The 18,575-nt window shown below is 68.4% G+C and carries 17 protein-coding genes; 3 read left to right on the forward strand and 14 right to left on the reverse strand.

Annotated features, from left to right (window positions below; translation table 11 throughout):
* Nucleotides 1–2 precede the first annotated feature (2 nt).
* From murB to KF780_14070, 13 genes are all read right to left on the reverse strand, one after another.
* Nucleotides 3–905 (reverse strand): UDP-N-acetylmuramate dehydrogenase, encoded by a 903-nt coding sequence (gene murB / locus KF780_14010; GenBank protein ID MBX3562916.1) that lies wholly within the window; start codon nucleotides 903–905, stop codon nucleotides 3–5.
* Entirely contained in the window at nucleotides 902–2,311 is a 1,410-nt protein-coding gene (locus tag KF780_14015; protein ID MBX3562917.1) for a UDP-N-acetylmuramate--L-alanine ligase, read from the reverse strand. Before KF780_14015 ends, murB begins: the two co-directional genes overlap by 4 nt.
* Nucleotides 2,308–3,474, reverse strand: a complete 1,167-nt coding sequence (murG, locus tag KF780_14020; GenBank protein ID MBX3562918.1) for an undecaprenyldiphospho-muramoylpentapeptide beta-N-acetylglucosaminyltransferase — start codon at nucleotides 3,472–3,474, stop codon at nucleotides 2,308–2,310. The genes KF780_14015 and murG overlap by 4 nt, the downstream gene beginning before the upstream one ends.
* Nucleotides 3,471–4,673, reverse strand: a complete 1,203-nt coding sequence (locus tag KF780_14025) for a cell division protein FtsW (protein ID MBX3562919.1) — start codon at nucleotides 4,671–4,673, stop codon at nucleotides 3,471–3,473. The genes murG and KF780_14025 overlap by 4 nt, the downstream gene beginning before the upstream one ends.
* The gene (gene murD / locus KF780_14030; protein ID MBX3562920.1) at nucleotides 4,670–6,004 is read right to left on the reverse strand and encodes a UDP-N-acetylmuramoyl-L-alanine--D-glutamate ligase; all 1,335 of its coding nucleotides are present in this window, start codon (nucleotides 6,002–6,004) and stop codon (nucleotides 4,670–4,672) included. The genes KF780_14025 and murD overlap by 4 nt, the downstream gene beginning before the upstream one ends.
* Nucleotides 6,001–7,071, reverse strand: coding sequence for a phospho-N-acetylmuramoyl-pentapeptide-transferase (gene mraY, locus KF780_14035; GenBank protein MBX3562921.1), 1,071 nt, complete (start codon nucleotides 7,069–7,071; stop codon nucleotides 6,001–6,003). Before mraY ends, murD begins: the two co-directional genes overlap by 4 nt.
* Complete coding sequence (murF, locus tag KF780_14040; GenBank protein MBX3562922.1) at nucleotides 7,071–8,474, reverse strand: UDP-N-acetylmuramoyl-tripeptide--D-alanyl-D-alanine ligase; 1,404 nt, start codon at nucleotides 8,472–8,474, stop codon at nucleotides 7,071–7,073. Before murF ends, mraY begins: the two co-directional genes overlap by 1 nt.
* A gap of 43 nt (nucleotides 8,475–8,517) precedes the next feature.
* The gene (locus KF780_14045) at nucleotides 8,518–9,933 is read right to left on the reverse strand and encodes a UDP-N-acetylmuramoyl-L-alanyl-D-glutamate--2,6-diaminopimelate ligase (protein MBX3562923.1); all 1,416 of its coding nucleotides are present in this window, start codon (nucleotides 9,931–9,933) and stop codon (nucleotides 8,518–8,520) included.
* Complete coding sequence (locus KF780_14050) at nucleotides 9,933–11,624, reverse strand: penicillin-binding protein 2 (protein MBX3562924.1); 1,692 nt, start codon at nucleotides 11,622–11,624, stop codon at nucleotides 9,933–9,935. The genes KF780_14045 and KF780_14050 overlap by 1 nt, the downstream gene beginning before the upstream one ends.
* Nucleotides 11,624–12,223, reverse strand: coding sequence for a hypothetical protein (locus KF780_14055; protein ID MBX3562925.1), 600 nt, complete (start codon nucleotides 12,221–12,223; stop codon nucleotides 11,624–11,626). The genes KF780_14050 and KF780_14055 overlap by 1 nt, the downstream gene beginning before the upstream one ends.
* Nucleotides 12,220–13,194, reverse strand: coding sequence for a 16S rRNA (cytosine(1402)-N(4))-methyltransferase RsmH (rsmH, locus tag KF780_14060; protein ID MBX3562926.1), 975 nt, complete (start codon nucleotides 13,192–13,194; stop codon nucleotides 12,220–12,222). Before rsmH ends, KF780_14055 begins: the two co-directional genes overlap by 4 nt.
* Nucleotides 13,191–13,670 carry a division/cell wall cluster transcriptional repressor MraZ gene (locus tag KF780_14065; GenBank protein MBX3562927.1) on the reverse strand — a complete coding sequence of 160 codons (480 nt, stop codon included), beginning with the start codon at nucleotides 13,668–13,670 and terminating at the stop codon, nucleotides 13,191–13,193. Before KF780_14065 ends, rsmH begins: the two co-directional genes overlap by 4 nt.
* A 309-nt stretch (nucleotides 13,671–13,979) precedes the next feature.
* The gene (locus KF780_14070; GenBank protein ID MBX3562928.1) at nucleotides 13,980–14,255 is read right to left on the reverse strand and encodes a hypothetical protein; all 276 of its coding nucleotides are present in this window, start codon (nucleotides 14,253–14,255) and stop codon (nucleotides 13,980–13,982) included.
* Between the two features lie 160 nt (nucleotides 14,256–14,415).
* Between KF780_14070 and KF780_14075 the strand changes: the two genes are divergently transcribed.
* Entirely contained in the window at nucleotides 14,416–14,796 is a 381-nt protein-coding gene (locus KF780_14075) for a hypothetical protein (protein ID MBX3562929.1), read from the forward strand.
* Nucleotides 14,797–14,890: 94 nt separating this feature from the next.
* Here KF780_14075 and KF780_14080 read toward each other — a convergent pair whose 3' ends face one another.
* The gene (locus KF780_14080) at nucleotides 14,891–15,208 is read right to left on the reverse strand and encodes a hypothetical protein (protein MBX3562930.1); all 318 of its coding nucleotides are present in this window, start codon (nucleotides 15,206–15,208) and stop codon (nucleotides 14,891–14,893) included.
* A gap of 298 nt (nucleotides 15,209–15,506) precedes the next feature.
* On the opposite strand from KF780_14080, the gene KF780_14085 reads away from it, so the two are divergent.
* The gene (locus tag KF780_14085) at nucleotides 15,507–16,223 is read left to right on the forward strand and encodes a M50 family metallopeptidase (GenBank protein MBX3562931.1); all 717 of its coding nucleotides are present in this window, start codon (nucleotides 15,507–15,509) and stop codon (nucleotides 16,221–16,223) included.
* Nucleotides 16,224–16,275: 52 nt separating this feature from the next.
* Nucleotides 16,276–18,498 carry a phosphoribosylformylglycinamidine synthase subunit PurL gene (gene purL, locus KF780_14090; GenBank protein ID MBX3562932.1) on the forward strand — a complete coding sequence of 741 codons (2,223 nt, stop codon included), beginning with the start codon at nucleotides 16,276–16,278 and terminating at the stop codon, nucleotides 18,496–18,498.
* Nucleotides 18,499–18,575 lie beyond the last annotated feature (77 nt).

Below are 18,575 nucleotides of genomic sequence, written 5' to 3' on the forward strand. Positions count from 1 at the left end.
GCTTACGCAACGCTTACTCCCACTCTTTGTATCTCCCACTCCAGCACCACGCCCGCCTTCGCCTTCACCCGCGCGCGCACCTCCTCGCCCAGCGCCTCGATGTCCGCGCTCGTCGCATTGCCCAGATTGAGCAGGAAATTGCAGTGCTTTTCGGACACCTGCGCGTCGCCGATGCGATGCCCGCGCAGACCCGCTTCGTCGATCAGCCGCCAGGCCTTGTCGCCCGGCGGATTCTTGAAGGTCGATCCGCCCGTCCGGCTCCTCAGCGGCTGGCTGAGCTCCCGCTCGGCCGCGATCCGGTCCATCTCCGCCTGAATAGTGGCCTTCTCGCCGGAATGCCCCCGGAAGGTCGCGCCGATCACGATCGCGCCCGCCGGCAGCGCGCTATGGCGATAGGTATAGCCCAGCTCCGCCAGCGCCAGCCTCCGCCGCTCGCCAGAGCGCAGCACGATCTCGCAGTCGATCAGGATATCCTTCACCTCGCGGCCATAGGCGCCGCCGTTCATCCGCACGAAGCCGCCGACCGTGCCGGGGATCGAGCGCAGGAACTCCAGCCCTGCGATCCCCGCGTCCCGCGCCGTCGAGGAGACGAGGATGCCGCTCGCTCCGCCGCCGCAGGACAAGGTCACATCGTCCATCCGCTCGACCTTGGCGAAGGCTTTGCCGAGCCGCACCACCGCGCCCGGCACCCCGCCGTCGCGCACGATGAGGTTGGAGCCGAGCCCGAGCCCCATCACCGGCACAGCCGGATCGAGATGCGCGAGGAAATCGCTGAGATCCTCCGCATCCTTCGGTTCGAACAACCACTCCGCCGTCCCGCCCGATTTGAACCAGACGAGCGGCGCCAGCGGCGCCTTTGGCGTCAGCCTGCCGCGCACGGCCGGCATGTCGATGACGGCGTTCATGATCCACGCGCCTTGCAGATGCCGTCGGCCAGCCCCGCCGCCCATTTGGTGATGTCGCCCGCGCCCAGACAGATCACCATGTCCCCCGGCGCGGCGAGGCTCTTGAGCTTGGCGCACACATCGTCCACATCCGCGACCGCATAGGCGCCCAGATGGCCGCGCTGCTTCAGCCCCTCGACCAGAACCTCGTGATCGACACCTTCGATCGGCGCCTCACCCGCCGCGAAGACCGGGGCGACCAGCACCAGATCGGCATCGTTGAACGCGCCCTGGAAGTCCTCGAACAGCGACTGGAGCCGGGTGAAGCGATGCGGCTGCACCACCGCGATCACACGGCCCTCGGCGCCCTCGCGCGCCGCCGACAGCACGGCTTTGATTTCCACCGGATGGTGGCCGTAATCGTCGATGATCGTCACGCCGTCGACCTCGCCGACCTTGGTGAAGCGCCGCTTCACTCCGCCGAACTGGTCGAAGCCGCGCGCGATCACCTCGTCCGATATGCCCAGCTCGATCGCCACGCCGATCGCGGCGAGCGCGTTCTGGACATTGTGCCGCCCCGGCATCGGCAGGTGCACACCCGCGATCACGCGCTGCTCGCCGGCCCGGTCGCGCACTGTCACGTCGAACCTGTTGCCGCCCGGCACCGGCTCGACATTGTCGCCGCGAATATCGGCCTGCGCCGCGAAGCCGTAAGTGACGATCCGCCGGTCGCGCAGGCGGGGGATGATCCCCTGCACCTCGGGATGATCGACGCAGAGCAGGGCCGCGCCGTAGAAGGGCACATTCTCGACGAACTCGACATAGGCGTCCTTCGCCCGCTCGAACGAGCCGTAATGGTCGAGATGCTCGGGATCGATATTGGTGACGACCGCGATCGTGCCGTCGAGCCGGAGGAAGGAGCCGTCGCTCTCGTCGGCCTCCACCACCATCCAGTCGGACTTGCCGAGCCGGGCGTTGGAGCCATAGGCGTTGATGATCCCGCCATTGATGACGGTGGGATCGATCCCGCCCGCGTCCAGCATCGCCGCGATCATCGACGTGGTGGTCGTCTTGCCGTGCGTCCCCGCCACCGCGACGGTGGACTTCAAACGCATCAGCTCGGCCAGCATCTCGGCGCGGCGCACCACCGGGATGCGCCGCTCATAGGCCGCGACGACCTCCGGATTGTCCTTGCGGATCGCCGTCGAGATCACGACGACGGCGGCGTCGCCCAGATTGTCGGCGCTCTGCCCGATCGCGACCGGGATGCCCTTCTTGCGCAACCCCTCGACGACATAGCCTTCGGCGGAATCCGATCCCTGCACCTGATAGCCCAGGATCTTCATCACCTCGGCGATGCCGGACATGCCGATGCCGCCGATGCCGACGAAGTGGATCGTGCCGATATCGGTGCCCACGCCCCTCATGCCGGCACTCCGTTGGCGGGCATTTCCCGGAAGGAGGGCGCGCCGACATAGGCCGGATCGGCATCGGGATGACGCCCCACCCGCTCGACCAGATCGGCGAGCGCCCTGGCCGCGTCGGGCCTGCCCACCGCCTTGGCCCGCCCGGCCGCATTGGTCAGCGCAACCGGATCGAGCGCCAGCTTCTGCATCTGCTTGGCCAGCTCGATCGGCGTGAACCTCTCCTGCGCGATCGCCCGCGCGCCGCCCGCCTTCGCCATCTCGCGGGCATTGGCGGTCTGGTGATCGTCGGTGGCCGACGGGAGCGGGATCAGGATCGCCGGCCGCCCCGCCGCCGTCAGCTCGGCGATGGTCGAGGCCCCGGCCCGCGCGATGATAAGATGCGACCAGGCCAGCCGCTCCGGCAGGTCCGGCATATAGGTGGCCAGCTCCGCCGGAATCCCCAGCGCCGCATAGCGCGCGCGCACCTGCTCGATATCCTCGGGCCGGCATTGCTGCGTCACCTGCAGCCGCCGCCGGAAATGCTCGGGCAGCAGCGCCAGCCCCTCCGGCACCACGTCGGACAGGATCGACGCCCCCTGGCTCCCGCCGGTGACGAGCAGGCGGAACACGCCATCCTCGTCCAACACCGGAAAAGGCTGGTCGCGTAAGCTGAGCACCTCGTCGCGCACCGGATTGCCGACCAGATGGACCTTGTGCGCCGCCTTGGCCGGCAGCCGGTCGATCGTCTCATAAGCGGTCGCGATCGCGTCCACGCGCGCGGCGACCAGCCGGTTCACCCGGCCGAGCACCGCATTCTGCTCGTGGATCAAGGTGGGAATGTTGGCCTTGCGTGCCGCCAGCAGCGCCGGGAAGGCCGGATAACCGCCGAAGCCGATCACCGCCGATGGCTTGAACGTCTCGTAGAGCCGCCCGGCCATGGTCCGCCCGGTCAGGATCGAGCGCGCCGCCCTGAGCCAGCCGATCGGCCCGCCCGCGATGCGGCCGGCGGGCAGGATATGAACCTGCACATTGTCGAACAGCCCCGGGATGCGCGCGCCGCGATCGTCGGTGACCAGCGCGCAGCGATGGCCGCGCGCCAGCAATTCCTCGGCGAGCGCATGGGCCGGCATCATGTGCCCGCCCGTGCCGCCCGCAGCCAGGACATAATGGTGCGAGAAACTCATCCGCCGCCGCTCCGTTTCACCACATAAGGCGAGCGGTGAAGATAGGGGTTGCGGCGGCTGAAGGCGAGCAGCAAGCCGAAGCCGATGGAAAGCGCGATCATCGACGATCCGCCATAGGAGATGAACGGCAGGGTCATGCCCTTGGACGGGGCGATATGGACGTTGACCGCCATGTTGATCAGCGCCTGCAGCCCGAACTGGCAGACGAGGCCGGCGCCGGCCAGCACGACGAACTTGTCCTCCTCGTGCAGCATCCGGATCAGCACCCGCCCGACGATGAACATGTAGAGCAGGGCGATGGCGAGGCAGGCGATGATGCCGAACTCCTCGCCGATCACCGAGAAGATATAGTCGGTGTGCGGCTCCGGCAGGTGGAACTTGCGCACGCCCGCCCCCGGCCCCGCACCGAACAGGCCGCCGGCGGTGAGCGTGCGCATCGCCGCCTCGACCTGATAGGTGTCGCCTTCGGAGAAGAGGAAGCCGTCGATCCGGGCGGTCGCGACGGGATAGAAGAAATAGGCCAGCACGATCGCCGTTACGCCCGCCGCGCCCAGCATGTAGAGGAACCGCATCGGCGCGCCGGACAGCGCCAGCAGCAGCACCCAGGCCGCGCCGAAGATGATCGTCTCGCCGAAATTGGGCTGCTGCATGAGCAGCAGCGCGATGATGCCGGTGATCGCCCCGGTCAGCGGCACCATCGGCAGCGACGGATCCTTGTCCTTCAGGGAGAGCAGCCAGGCGACCGCGACGATATAGAGCGGCTTCAGGAATTCGGACGGCTGGAACTGGGTGAAGCCGACGCCGAGCCAGCGCCGCGCGCCGTTCACCTCCTGCCCGATGACCGGCACCAGGAAGAGCAAAACGGCGAACGCGATCGCGCCCAGGATGGCGAAGCGCCGCGCCAGATGCTTGGGCAGCATCGACACGCCGATCATCACCGGAATGGCGAGCAGTATCCAGACGAGCTGGCGGTAGAAATAGTGCAGCGGCGCGAAGGTCACGGCGCCGCCCGAATAACGCTGCGCCGCCGCCGGCGAGGCCGCCGCCACCGCGATCAGCCCGATCGCGATCAGCACCGCGACGAGGACGAGCAGCAGCTTGTCGATCTCCCAGAACCAGCGCCCGATCGCGCTGCGGTCGGACCGGCCGAGCCGCGCCGCGCGATTGGCCTGGACGGCGTCGAACGCGTCCGTGCTCATAACGCCTCCACCGCGTCGCGAAACGCCTGGCCCCGCGCCTCATAATCCCGGAACTGGTCGAACGAGGCCGAAGCCGGGGAGAGCAAAACCACCTCCCCCGCCTTCGCCGCCGCCGCCGCGTCCCGCACGGCCCGATCCAGCACGATCGATTGCGTCACCGGCACCCTGCCCTCCAGCAGCCGCGCGAACATCGGCCCGGACTCCCCGATCGTATAGGCCGCCCGGACATGGCCGAGTTCCGCCTCGCACGGCCCCAGGCTCTCGGTCTTGGCCAGCCCGCCCAGGATCCAGTGCACATCCGGAAAGGCCGCCAGCGCCGGCGCCGCCGAATCCGCATTGGTCGCCTTGCTGTCGTTGACGAAGAGGACACCATCCTTCTCCCGCACTCGCTCCATACGGTGCGGGAGGCCGGGATAGGTTTGCAGGCCTTCATCTATTTGTTCGGTGCTTAGTCCCAACGCGAAGCATACGGCCAGCGCCGCGCCAGCATTCTCGGCATTATGCGGGCCTTGTAGCGAGGGCCAGTCAGACTGAACCGATTTCCACTTAGTATTGTCGAATGCATCCCAGAGATCGGCGGGGTCTTGCATCGTATAGCTTGGTTGGCAGCGGACGTTACGGCCGGATTCAAAATAGCGGTCATAAGTTTGCCGCCGCTGCGCATGAAAGGATGATCCGAAGACGATGGCACGATCGGTGGACTGCATCTCGAGCAGCCTTTCCTTCGAAGCCGCATAGGCTTCGAAGCTCTCATACCGATCGAGATGATCCGGCGTCACGTTGAGCAGCACCGCGACGTCGCAATCGAGGCTGAAGGTCAGGTCGATCTGATAGCTCGACAGCTCCAGCACATAGATCCCGCCCTCCGGCAACGGGTCCTGCGCGAGAATGGGAAGCCCGATATTGCCGCCCATCGTCGCCGGCACGCCGGCGGTCTTGAGGATATGGTGAACCAGAGCGGTGGTCGTCGACTTGCCGTTCGTCCCCGTGATCCCGACCACCTTGTGCGGCGGCAGACTCGCGCGCGCCTGCGCGAACAATTCGATGTCGCCGATCACCGGTACGCCGAACCTCGCCGCATGGCCCGCGATAGGATGCCGGTTCAGCGGCACGCCGGGCGAGACGACGACGCCGGCAAAGCCGGTGAGGTCCGTCTCAAGCGGATCGGCGAGCCTTACCTTGCCCGTCAAGGCCGCCCGCGCCTCCTCCTTCGCGTCCCAGGCCACGACCTCCGCCCCGCTCGCCACCAGCGCCTCGACCGTCGCCACACCGGAGCGGGCCAACCCCAGCACGGCGTAGCGCTTGCCGGCGAAGGCGGGGCTCGTAATCATCTGACCTTGAGCGTCGCCAGCCCCGCCAGCGCCAACACGAAGGAGATGATCCAGAAACGGATCACGACCGTCGGCTCGCTCCAGCCGAGCTGCTCGAAATGGTGGTGGATCGGCGCCATGCGGAAGATGCGCTTGCCGGTGCGCTTGAAGTAGAAGACCTGGATGATGACGCTCATCGCCTCCACGACGAACAGCCCGCCGATGATGCCGAGCACGATCTCGTGCCGGGTCGCCACCGCGATCGCGCCGAGCGCCCCGCCCAAGGCGAGGCTCCCGGTGTCGCCCATGAAGACGGCGGCCGGCGGCGCGTTGAACCAGAGGAAGGCGAGCCCGGCCCCGACGATCGCGGCGCACAGGACGGTGAGGTCGCCCACGCCCGGCACGTGCGGGATGCCGAGATAGGCGGAGAAGATCGCGTTGCCGACCAGATAAGCGATGACGATGAAGGCGAGGCTGGCGATGATCACCGGCATGGTCGCCAGCCCGTCCAGCCCGTCGGTCAGGTTCACCGCATTGCCGAAAGCGACGACGACGAAGGCGGCGAACAGGATGTACAAGGGGCCGAGATCGATCACCGGCCCGTTGTAGAAGGGGATGTAGAGATCGCCGTCGAACCCGCCGAGGATCAGCCAGCAGCCGAACAGGGCGACCAGGAATTCGCCCGCCAGCCTTACCCTGCCGGACACCCCGGCATGGTGGCGCTTCTTCACCTTGTCGTAATCGTCGAGAAAGCCGATCAGGCCGAAGCCAGTGATGATCAGCAGGCAACCCCACAGATAGCGGCTGGAGAAATCCATCCACAGCAGCATCGCGACGATCAGCGAGGTCAGGATCATCAGCCCGCCCATGGTCGGCGTGCCGCGCTTGGCGAGATGGCTCTGCGGGCCGTCGTCGCGGATCGGCTGGCCCTTGCCCTGGCGCACGCGCAGCCAGCCGATGAACTTCGGGCCGATGATGAGGCCCAGGAACAAGGCCGTCGCGGTCGCCGCGCCGGCCCGGAACGTGATGTAGCGGAAGAGGTTCAGCCCTCCCGGAAAACCCAGCTGTTCGGCCAGCCACAGAAACATCAGTCTTCCCCTGTTCCGAACGAGCCGGGAGGCGCGCTCGCCAGCGCCTCGACGAGGGCGGCAAGTCCGATCGAATTGGATCCCTTGACGAGGACGGCGTCCCCCGGGCCGATCGCCGCGCGGGCGAGATCGATGGCGGTCGCCGTGTCCGGCACATGCGTCATTTCGATCGCCGGGCCAAGCGCTTTCGCGAGCGCTTCCATCTCCGCGCCGACCAGGATGGCACGCTCGACCCGCGCCGCCGCGAGCGCCCAGGCCAAAGCGGCGTGGAAATCGGCGCTGCCCTCGCCCAGCTCGCGCATCGCGCCGAGCACCGCGATCCGCCGCCCGGCCACCTCCTCTTCGCCCAGCATCTTCAGCGTCGCCGCCATCGAGGCCGGATTGGCGTTGTAGCTTTCGTCGATCAGCAGCGCCTCGCCGCCCGCGACCGCGATGCGCCACCGCTCGCCCCGGCCCTTCAGCCCGCCGAGATCGGCCAGCGCCAGCCCCGCCTGGGCAAGATCGCCGCCCGCCGCCTGCACCGCGGCGATCACCGCCAGGCTGTTTGCCACCCAGTGCGCGCCGGCCTGGCCGATCGTGTAGCTCAGTTGCCCGCCGGACAGGGTCGCCGTCACCAGCGTTCCGCCCCGGGGCGCGCGCACGGCATAGGCCGCGCGCACATCCGCGCCCTCCTCCAGTCCGAAGGTCACGATCCTGTCGGCATGAGGCCGCGCGGCGGCGATCAGCCGGTCGCGATGCGGGCTGTCGAACGGCACAATCGCGGTTCCCCCCGGCTCCAGCCCCTGGAATATCTCGCCCTTCGCGTCGGCTATCTCCGCCTCGCTGGCGAAGAACTCCCGGTGCGCCGGCGCGATGGCGGTGACGATCGCGACATGGGGGCGCACCAGCCGGGTCAGCGCGGCCAGCTCGCCGGGATGGCTCATGCCCATCTCGAAAATGCCATAGCGCGTCTCGCGCGGCATCCGGGCGAGCGAGAGCGGCACGCCGGTATGATTGTTGTAGCTCTTGACCGAGCGGTGCGCGCGGCCCGGCGCATGGCGATCGAGCGCGGCGAACAAAGCCTCCTTGGTCCCGGTCTTGCCGACCGAGCCGGTCACCCCGATCACCCTGGCGTTCGTCCGCGCCCGCGAGGCGCGTCCCAGCTCATTGAGCGCCGCGAAGCTGTCCGCCACCCGCACATGCGGATGCGCCGTCGCCTCGCTGGCGATCGCGCCCGCCGCGCCGGCGGCGAAGGCCTTTTCGAGGAAGAGATGCCCGTCGGTCGTCTCGCCCTTCATCGCGACGAACAGGTCGCCCGGTCCGATCTCGCGCGAGTCGAAGGCGACGCCATCGACCATGAAATCGCCGCTGGCGATTCCGTCCGTCGCGTCCGCGATCTCGGTGGCGGTCCAAAGGGCCATCATTCCCCCTCCCGCAAGCGGAAAAAGAAGACGAATGCCGAGCCCCTCACGCCGCCTCCTCCCGCGCCACCGTCACGTCGTCGAACGGCATCACCTTGCCGCCGACGATCTGGCCCTGTTCGTGGCCCTTGCCGGCGAGCAGCACCACATCGCCCGGTCCCGCCTCGGCGATCGCCGCGCGGATCGCCTCGCGCCGGCCGGCCATTTCGCTCGCGCCCGGCGCGGCGGCCATGATCGCGGCGCGGATCGCCGCCGGGTCTTCGCTCCGGGGGTTGTCGTCGGTGACGATGACGCGGTCGGCGAGCCGCGCCGCGACCGCGCCCATCTCGGCGCGCTTGCCGGTGTCGCGGTCGCCGCCGGCGCCGAAGACGATGATCAGCCGGTCCCTCGCATGCGGCCGCAGCGCCTCGATCGCGCTCTCGATCGCGTCCGGCGTATGGGCATAATCGACATAGACCGGCGCGCCGCTCTTCGTGATCACCGCCCGCTCCAGCCGCCCGCGCACCGGCTGCACCCGCGCCAGATTGGCGAGCGTCTGCGCCAGCTCGCCGCCGGTCGCGATGATCAGCCCCGCTGCGGTCAGCGCGTTGGCCGCCTGATAAGCGCCGATCAGCGCGAGGTTGACGATATGCGTCCCGCCGTCGGCCTCGATCGTCAGCTTCTGCCCCAGCGGCGTCGTCTCGCGCCTGACCAGCTTCAGCGTCTCGCCCCGCGCGCCGACCGTCATTACCTTGAGGCCCCGCGCCCGGCAGCGCCGCGCGACCTCGTCGGATTTCGCGTCGTCCGCCCAGACCACCGCAATCCCGTCCGCGCTCAGCACCTCGTCGAACAGCCGCATCTTGGCCTCGAAATAGGCCTCCATCGTCTCGTGATAATCGAGATGGTCGCGGCTCAGATTGGTGAAGGCGGCCGCCGACACCTTCAGCCCCTCGGTGCGGTATTGCGACAGACCGTGGCTGGAGGCCTCGAACGCGGCATGGCTGATGCCGAGCTTTTTGAGGCCCGCCATGTTGGAGAGGAAGGTGACGATGTCGGGCGTGGTGAGGCCGGTCGTCGCCTGGTCGTCCGCCGTCGTGACGCCGAGCGTGCCGATGCTGGCCGAGCGGTGCCCCGCCATCCGCCAGAGCTGGCGGCAGAGCTCGACGGTCGATGTCTTGCCGTTGGTGCCGGTGACGGCGGCCACCGTCTCCGGGAAGGGGTGGAAGAAGCGCGCCGCCAGCCGCGCGAACATGCGCCTGGGCTCGAGCGCCTCGATATGGACCGCGCCTTCCACCAGCGCCTGCGGGCGTGCCACCACCGCGATCGCGCCGGCGTCGATCGCCGCGCGAATGAAATCCTCGCCGTCGAAGCGCGCGCCCTGGAACGCGCCGAACACCGTGCCCGGGGCCACCTTCCGGTGGTCGATCGCGAAGCCGGTGACGGTGGCGGGATCGTCGCTGCCGATCAGCGCGCCCAACCGCATCACCGCCTCGCGGAAGCGAGCAGCGGCATCAGCTCGGACGTGTCGAGATCGCGGTCACGGTCCGGAATGACGCCGAGCAGCGGCCCGGCGCGGGAGATCAGCCGGCTGACGATCGGTGCGGCCGTATAAGCGGCGGTGGTGACGTAGCTGTTGGCTTCGGTGGGGCGTGGGGCGTCCATCATGACGAGCACCACATAGCGCGGCCGGTCCATAGGGAAAGCCGCCGCGAAGGTGGAAACGTTGACCCGCCGCGAATATCCGCCGCCTTCCGCGACCTTTTCGGCCGTGCCGGTCTTACCGCCGACGCGGAAGCCCGGTGCCTCGGCCCGGCGCCCGGTGCCGTTGGTGACGATCATCCGCAGCATCTGGCGCGAGCGCAGGCTGGTCCGCGGCGAGAAGACCTGCCGGCCCGGCGCGACATGGCCGGGCTCGATCCGCATCAGGGTCGCCGGCCGCCACGTCCCGCCGTTGACCAGGGCCGCATAGGCGCTGGCGAGATGGAGCGGCGTCACCGCGATGCCGTGCCCGAACCCGGTGGTCAGCACGGTCGCCCGACCCCAGTCGCGCGGCCAGAGCGGGCGCGCGCGCTCGGCGAGCTCGATATGCGGCGCTTCATGGAAGCCGAGCGCGCGGAAGGTCGCCTGCATCCGTTCGGCGCCCATCTGGTCGGCGATCCGCGCGCTCGCGACGTTCGAGGACTGGACGAGAATGTCCGGTACGCTGAGCGTCGCCGGCATGGCATGGCTGTCGGTGATCCGGAAGCGGCCGATCGGCACCGGCGAGGCGTCCCAGCGCTGGCCGAGCGAGGTGATGACACCCGCGTCCAGCGCCGCCGCCACCGTGATCGGCTTGAAGGTGGAGCCCAGCTCGTAGACGCCCATCGTCGCGCGGTTGTAGAGGGCGCTGGGGTCGGATCGGCCGGCGGCATTGGGATTGAAGGTCGGCGCCGAGGCCATCGCCACCACTTCGCCGGTGTCGACGTCGAGCACGATGCCGGTGCCGCCTTCGGCGCTCATCGCGCTGACCGCGCTCGCCAGCTCCGATTCCAGCGTCGCCTGCACCCGGCTGTCGATCGACAGCGCCACCGGCTCGCCGCGCCGCGCCGGATCGGTCAGCCGGCCCTCCAGGACCCGCTCCATGCCGGCGACGCCGCGGCCGTCGAAATCGGTCCAGCCGAGCACATGGCCGGCCATCGCGGTCTGCGGATAGAGCCGCTCGGGCTCGCGGTTGAAGACGATGCCGGGCTCGCCCAGCGCATTCACCGCCGCCACCAGCTCCGGCATCGCGCGGCGCTGGAGGAAGAGGTAGTTGCTGTCCGCCGCCAGGATGGTGCGATATTCGGCGATGCTGCGCTCCGGCATCAGCTCGTTGAGCGCGATCGCCAGCTCGCCCCGGTCGCCGATCACGCGGCGCGGGTGCACGCCGATCGTCCAGGCGTCGATGGTGCGCGCCAGCGGGACGCCGTTGCGGTCGGTGATGTCGGCGCGCGGCGGCACCAGCGGATTGGCGAGCGCCGCCGCGCCGGAGCGATCGGTGAAGACCTGCAGATAGCCGAGCCGCAGCACGACGAGCGCCGTCACCCCGGCGAACAGCAGCAACACCAGCATCAGCCGCTGATAGGTGACCGCCAGGCCATCGGTCTGGGTGTGCGAGGAGGCGGTCCGGACGGCCTGGGCGGCGAGCGTCGCCATCAGTTGCGGGCGCCTCCGCGCTCGGCGCGCGCCGCGGCATTGAGATCGCGCAGCGTCGCCTCGTCGAGCAGCGCGCCGGGGCGGGCGGGGGCGGGCGCGGCGGCGGGACGCGGCGGCGGCGCGGCCGGCTCGGGCGCGACCGTGAGGCTGGCCTGGCGCACGCGCGGCCGGGCGGGCTCGAGCGATGGTGCATCTTCAGCCGCCACGGCCTGGACCAGCGCCGCCGGGCGGGGCGCGGGAGCGGCCGGCGGCGGAAGCTGGGCGGAGGCCATCCGTACCTCGGCGGCGCGCGCGTCGATGCCCTGCTCGCGCGTGTCGAAGCGGGCGAGCGTGACGCCGTTGTCGAGGAACTGGCCGGCGGTCGGCGCGGACAGCGCCAGCACCTCGGCATTCCACGCCTCGAGCTGCTGCAGCCGGCCGCGCGTGCCGAGCTCGGTCTGGAGCTGGCGGATGTCCTGCCGGGTGGCGACGATCCGCCGCTCGATGCTCGCCAGCTCGGCGCGCTCGGACGCGACCTGAAGCGAGAGCATGTAGCAGGACAAAGCGGCGACGCCGACGGCGGCGACCCACGCGACTGGTCTGAAACCTCTGGCGATCATTTCGGCGGTTCCTTCCCGATACTCGTACTGGCCCATGACGGGGCGGAGGTGCGGCGCGCGGCGCGCAGGGTCGCCGAACGGGCGCGGGGATTGGCTTCGGTTTCGGCGGCGCCGGGGCGCACCGCCCGGGCCACGCCCTCGAAGGTCGGCGCCGGCGCTTCGTTCGCGGCGGCGGGGAGATGACGCGATCCGGCCGGCAGCGCGCCGCTGCGAACCTTCAGGAACCGCTTCACGATCCGGTCTTCGAGGGAATGGAAGGTGACGACGGCGAGGCGGCCGCCCGGCTTCAATACCTGTTCCGCGGCCGCCAGCCCGCCCTCGAGTTCCTTGAGCTCCTCGTTCACATGGATACGCAGCGCCTGGAAGGTCCGGGTCGCCGGGTCCTTCTTCATGCCCGCATGATGGCCGAGCGCCTTGCGCACCACGTCCGCGAGCTCGCCGGTCCGCGCGATCGGCCGCGCCGCGACGATCGCCCGCGCCACCCGGCGCGACTGGCGCTCCTCGCCATAGGTGAACAGGACATCCGCGATCTCGCCTTCGTCGGCCTCGTTCACGAAATCCGCCGCGCTCTGGCCCTCGCCGCCCATCCGCATGTCGAGCGGGCCGTCGGCCTGGAAGGAGAAGCCGCGCTCGGCGCGGTCGATCTGCATCGAGGAGACGCCGATGTCGAGCGTCACGCCGTCCACCGCCGCCACGCCCCTGTCGGCCAGCGCCTGACGCATCCGGGAGAAACGTTCCGGCACCAGCGTCAGGCGCGCCCCGCTCGCAGCGGCCAGCGCCTCGCCTTCCCGTATCGCGTCGGGATCGCGATCGAAGGCGATGACGCGGGCCGCTCCCTTGTCCAGGATGGCGCGCGTATAGCCGCCCGCGCCGAACGTGCCGTCGACATGCGTCTCGCCGGGGGCGATGGCGAGCGCGTCGAGGACTTCGCCGAGCAGGACGGGAATGTGGGACGCGGCGGCGGGGCTCATAGCGAGATCCCCTTCTCTTCCAGCCGGTATTCGGCGAGCGCGCGCAGCTCCGCATCGCCGCTCTCCAGCGCGCGGCGCGGATGCCAGATTTCGAACGTGCCGCCGACGCCGACGAACAGGGCCAAATCCTCGATTCCGCTCCGGCGGCGCATCATCGGGGGCAGGACGATGCGGCCGGACGTGTCGTAAGGGGCCTCTTCGGTGACGCCGAAGGTGCGACGCGCGCGGGAGAAATGCGCCTTGGGGTCGGCGCCTTCCTCGACAAGGCGGCGGCGCTCGTTCTCGTTGTAGAGGATGCGGGCGTAATTGCGGTCATAGCCGGTCAGGCAGGCATCGACCTCGTGGGTGCCCAGGATGATCACCTTGGCGTCGGAGCGCCGCTCGATTACCGCGCGGACGAAGGCGGGCACGGACAGACGCCCCTTGGCGTCCACCGCGTTGAGCGCGCTTCCGTTGAAGAGATGCTCGATTTCCACCCTTCAGGCCCGCCGTCCGTCCCCACACACACAGACCTTCCCCGTTCGCGGACACGCGCCTTCGCGCGCCCGCGTCGCTCTCGCGGCGAACAGGAAATGCCCCTGACTAGGAGATCGTGGATAACCGAAGCGGCATGGGATTGGAAGGGGATTCCATGCCTTTTCTAGGGATTTCATGCCTAGTAGAGAGGGAAAGCGCGGATTTTCTTGTTATGTTCTTGCTTCGAAACTTGCTCGGACCCTGTGCGGGAGGCTGTGGATAAGTCGGTGAGTGGAGCCCCTGCGACGACGAGCCGCGCGACTCGTCGGTCAGCGTCGGGCCGGCTCGGGCGTCGGTTCGGCGGCCGACGCGACATTGTTGGATTCGGCATTGCCCGGGGCCACGCCCAGCTCGGCCAGAGGTTCGGCGCGCTTGGGCGGCTGGGGCACGGCGGCTGCGCCGCGTCCGGCGCCATTCTCCTGCTGCTCGATCAGCTTGGGCGTGATCGGTTCCTCGCCCGCCGGCTCGCGCGTGAAGACCGCGGCGAGCAGCACGGCGAGGAAGACGAAGGCAAGGCCGGTCAGGCCGATCCGAACCCTCTGCATCGCGAACCATGACCTCCAAGCTGCGGGACGCCCCGGAATCTAGGCATTGATGCGAGCTTTGTCGAACGCCGCATGCGATTTGTCGAATCGGACGGGCTGCCTTATTCTTCCGACAAACTAATGCTTGACGGAGATTGCTGCGACCGCGAAGGAGGCCACCATGCACAAGAGCCTTGCCCTTGCCGCCGCTTGCGCGGCTACTGCCGCCCTCGCCGCTTGCAGCAGCGAGCCCGAGACCGTCACCATCAACCGCTACGACGCCCAGGCCGAGGCGCTTGCCAACGCCGCGCCGGTCGAGCTGCCGCCGTCGATCGTCGCCGGCCGCACCTATCGCTGCCGCGACAACAGCCTCGTCTATATCGATTTCTACAACAACAACACGGCGACGATCCGCAACCAGCGCGGCGGCGACATCGCCGCGACCGTGACCTCGCCGGACGGCGCCGCGCCCTACGCGGCGGACGGCTATTCGGTCAGCGGCAACACCGCGAACATCACTTATGCCGCGCCCGGCCGGGGCTCGCAGACCTGTCGCAGCTAAAAGCTACGGCTTCCACGCAACCGAGGCCGGTCCGCCCAAAGCGGGCCGGCCTTTTTCGTGATGCGCACGACGAATGATCGGCAAACGGCTTCGATCAACTCCGGGGCATCGCGATCTTCGCTTTATCCCGGGCGCCGCTCCATTCGCGAAACAGCAGGATGAGTGCCACGATGCCGATTGCCGACGCCGCAGAAGCTGAAAGCCATCCCTCCCGAACGAAGGAAATCAGGGCTGAAACCAGCGCAACCGGCATGAGGAAATAAACAGCCCGGGCTGGCAGCCATCGACGAAGTAGAAATACGAGGGCCAGGAACAGCGCAAGCACGACAACGCCAAAGCCTGCGGCAATGAGGATGTCATATAGTCCGCCCATTCTCACCCTCCTGAGATACGTGGCAATCGTACCGGACATCTTTTCGCAGATGGCTAAGCGACAGGCAATTATCATGCCCGCGCATTAGACGCGGTTCACCGCCTCCCAGGCGGGCGAAGTGCGCCATCCGGGTCCGATCTTCTTTGCCACGTTGGCCGTTATGGGCGGAAAGCGGCCAACCATCTCCCCTCCCTTTCAAGGGAGGGGCTGAATGGCTGCAACGGATCGAAACCCGATGCCAACTTCCCCGGCGGCCGGCGGGTGAGCGGCCATTGTCGGCATTGTTGACTGTTGACGAAGGCTTCGAGCGACTTCACCGCTTCAATGGGAGCCTTTGATGTCCAGCAGTCTCGCCGACCAAGACCACCGACAGCGTGTCGCGCTGCTGCTCGGTATCGCGCTCGCCTCGGTCCTGCTGTGGCAGACGACGCTCGGCAGCTTCCTGCTCTATCCGTTCACGATATTGGCGACCTGGTTCCATGAAATGGGCCATGGCATGGCCGCGCTGCTCACGGGCCGGGGGTTCGAGCGCCTGATGATCTTCGCTGACGGTTCGGGCGTCGCGCTGTCGCTGCGCCCCGCCGACGGATACAGGTTGACCGATGCGCTGGTTGCGGCAGGCGGGCCTCTCGGGCCGGCGATCGCGGGCGCCGCGCTCATCATCTCCTCGCGCTCTCCCGCCGCCACCCGCAATGCGCTGGCGGTGCTGGGCGTCGCGCTCATCCTGTCCACGTCGATCTGGGTCCGGTCGCTGACGGGCTGGCTGGTCCTCCCCGCGCTCGGCATGGTGATCGGCACGCTCGCATGGCGCGGATCCGCGCCCTGGCAAAACTTCGTCATCCAGCTCATCGGCGTGCAGGCCTGCATCAGCGTGTGGAGGCAGTTCGACTATCTGTTCAGCCCCGGCGGAACCGTCGGCGGCCAGCTGCAACGATCGGACACGGGCGCCATCGCGGATGCCTTGCTGCTGCCTTACTGGTTCTGGGGCGCCGGCATCAGCCTCGCGATCCTGGCTTTGTTATGGTGGAGTTTCCGGATCGCTTTCCGGCGCTGACATTGCGGCGTCGGGCTAGGCGTGCGCGTCCCACCCGGCTAGGGAGCCGCGCATGAGCGATTCCATCACTCCCGAAATCGTCGCCGAGCACGGCCTTTCCCCGGAAGAATATGCGCGCGTCCTGCACGCGCTGGGCCGCGAGCCGAACCTCACCGAGCTCGGCATCTTCTCGGTCATGTGGTCGGAGCATTGCTCCTACAAATCCTCGCGCATCCACCTGAAGAAGCTGCCTACGCAAGCCCCCTGGGTCATCTGCGGCCCCGGCGAGAATGCCGGCGTCATCGACATCGGCGACGGTCAGGCCGCGATCTTCAAGATGGAGAGCCACAACCACCCCTCCTATATCGAGCCCTATCAGGGCGCGGCGACCGGCGTCGGCGGCATATTGCGCGACGTCTTCACGATGGGCGCGCGGCCCGTCGCCAATCTCAACGCGCTGCGCTTCGGCCGGCCGGACCATCCCAGGATGCGCCACCTGATCGCCGGCGTGGTCGGTGGGATCGGCGGCTACGGCAATTGCGTCGGCGTCCCCACCGTCGGCGGCGAGGTCAATTTCCACCCGGCTTATGACGGCAACATCCTCGTCAATGCGATGACGGTCGGCGTCGCCGAGACCGACAGGATCTTCTATTCGGCCGCCTCCGGCGTCGGCAATCCGATCGTCTATGTCGGCTCCAAGACCGGCCGCGACGGCATCCACGGCGCGACGATGGCCTCGGCCGATTTCGGCGAGGACAGCGAGGAGAAGCGCCCCACCGTCCAGGTCGGCGATCCCTTCACCGAGAAGCTGCTGATCGAGGCCTGCCTGGAGCTGATGGCCAGCGACGCGATCGTCGCCATCCAGGACATGGGCGCGGCCGGCCTCACCTCCTCCAGCGTCGAGATGGCGAGCAAGGGCGGCGTCGGCATCGAGCTCGACATGAACGCCGTGCCCCAGCGCGAGACCGGCATGACGCCCTACGAGATGATGCTCTCGGAATCGCAGGAGCGGATGCTGATGGTCCTGAAGCCCGGCCGCGAGGCCGAGGCCGAGGCGATCTTCCGCAAATGGGAGCTGGATTTCGCGGTGATCGGCACGGTCACCGACACCGGCCGCATGATCCTCAAGTGGAACGGCGAGACGGTCTGCGACATCCCCCTCGCGCCGCTGGCCGACGAGGCGCCGCTCTACGACCGCCCCTATGTGTCGCGCGACGAGTACAAGGCCTGGGCGAACGTGAAGCCGCTCGGCGATGTGCCGGAAAGCACCGACATCGCCGCCGACCTGCTCAAGCTGATGGCCTCGCCCGACATCGCCAGCCGCCGCTGGATCTGGGAGCAATATGACAGCCAGGTGGGCGGCGACACCGTCCAGAAATCGGGCGGCGACGCGGCGGTCGTCCGTGTCCACGGCACCGGCAAGGCGCTCGCCGCGACCACCGATTGCACGCCGCGTTACTGCTATGCCGACCCCTATGAAGGCGGCAAGCAGGCGATCGCCGAGGCGTATCGCAACCTCTCCGCCGTCGGCGCCACGCCATTGGCGGTCACCAACTGCCTCAACTTCGCCAACCCCCAGCGCCCCGAGATCATGGCCCAGATCGTGGGTTGCCTGGAAGGCATGAGCGACGCCTGCCGCGCCCTCGATTTCCCGATCGTGAGCGGCAACGTCTCCCTCTACAACGAGAGCAAGGCCACCGGCGGCGGCAGCGCCATCCTGCCGACGCCAGCGATCGGCGGCGTCGGATTGCTCGCGGATTGGGAGAAGAGCGCGACCATCGCGTTCAAGGCGGAGGGCGAGGCGATTTTCGCCATCGGCAACCTGGCCGGTCATCTGGGCCAATCCCTATGGCTGCGCGAGCTGCATGGTCGCGAGGACGGCGCGCCTCCAATGGTCGATCTTTATGAAGAGCGCGAACATGGCGAGATTGTCCGCACATTGATTGACGGGGGCATCGTGACGGCGGTTCACGATGTGTCCGATGGCGGCCTGCTGGTTGCCATCGCGGAGATGGCTCTGGCCGGAAATATGGGCGCCGATCTTGTGCCTTATCCGTTTTCGTTTGGTGCCAAGGCCGAGCTGGCCCGGTGGTTTGCCGAGGATCAGGGCGTCTATGTGGTCACCACCGACAGCGCGGACGAACTGCAAAAGGCGCTGCACTACAGCCGGATTCCGGGAACACTGCTGGGCTACACCGGCGCCGACGCGCTCCTGTTCCATGCCATGCGAGGCATCCCCCTCGCCGATCTGCGCCGCGCGCATGAGGGCTTCTTCCCGGCGCTGATGGGCAGCTGATCGCCGTTCGGCGGCGGGCCGCTTCCGCCGGCGGACCGCCGATGCTAGGGCAGACCCAGGCCCAGGGCTCGGGCTTC

It is taken from the genome of Sphingomonas sp., from assembly GCA_019635535.1.
In the GTDB taxonomy this organism is placed as follows: domain Bacteria; phylum Pseudomonadota; class Alphaproteobacteria; order Sphingomonadales; family Sphingomonadaceae; genus Allosphingosinicella.

Bases quoted from the DNA above. Each gene is read 5' to 3' on its own strand.
- murG (MBX3562918.1), bottom strand. From the start codon at position 3,474: ATGAGTTTCTCGCACCATTATGTCCTGGCTGCGGGCGGCACGGGCGGG.
- rsmH (MBX3562926.1), bottom strand. From the start codon at position 13,194: ATGAGCCCCGCCGCCGCGTCCCACATTCCCGTCCTGCTCGGCGAAGTC.
- KF780_14045 (MBX3562923.1), bottom strand. From the start codon at position 9,933: ATGCGGTTGGGCGCGCTGATCGGCAGCGACGATCCCGCCACCGTCACC.
- murF (MBX3562922.1), bottom strand. From the start codon at position 8,474: ATGATGGCCCTTTGGACCGCCACCGAGATCGCGGACGCGACGGACGGA.
- purL (MBX3562932.1), top strand. From the start codon at position 16,276: ATGAGCGATTCCATCACTCCCGAAATCGTCGCCGAGCACGGCCTTTCC.
- mraY (MBX3562921.1), bottom strand. From the start codon at position 7,071: ATGTTTCTGTGGCTGGCCGAACAGCTGGGTTTTCCGGGAGGGCTGAAC.
- KF780_14050 (MBX3562924.1), bottom strand. From the start codon at position 11,624: ATGGCGACGCTCGCCGCCCAGGCCGTCCGGACCGCCTCCTCGCACACC.
- KF780_14015 (MBX3562917.1), bottom strand. From the start codon at position 2,311: ATGAGGGGCGTGGGCACCGATATCGGCACGATCCACTTCGTCGGCATC.
- KF780_14085 (MBX3562931.1), top strand. From the start codon at position 15,507: ATGTCCAGCAGTCTCGCCGACCAAGACCACCGACAGCGTGTCGCGCTG.
- KF780_14080 (MBX3562930.1), bottom strand. From the start codon at position 15,208: ATGTCCGGTACGATTGCCACGTATCTCAGGAGGGTGAGAATGGGCGGA.
- KF780_14025 (MBX3562919.1), bottom strand. From the start codon at position 4,673: ATGAGCACGGACGCGTTCGACGCCGTCCAGGCCAATCGCGCGGCGCGG.
- KF780_14070 (MBX3562928.1), bottom strand. From the start codon at position 14,255: ATGCAGAGGGTTCGGATCGGCCTGACCGGCCTTGCCTTCGTCTTCCTC.
- murD (MBX3562920.1), bottom strand. From the start codon at position 6,004: ATGATTACGAGCCCCGCCTTCGCCGGCAAGCGCTACGCCGTGCTGGGG.
- KF780_14075 (MBX3562929.1), top strand. From the start codon at position 14,416: ATGCACAAGAGCCTTGCCCTTGCCGCCGCTTGCGCGGCTACTGCCGCC.
- KF780_14055 (MBX3562925.1), bottom strand. From the start codon at position 12,223: ATGATCGCCAGAGGTTTCAGACCAGTCGCGTGGGTCGCCGCCGTCGGC.
- murB (MBX3562916.1), bottom strand. From the start codon at position 905: ATGAACGCCGTCATCGACATGCCGGCCGTGCGCGGCAGGCTGACGCCA.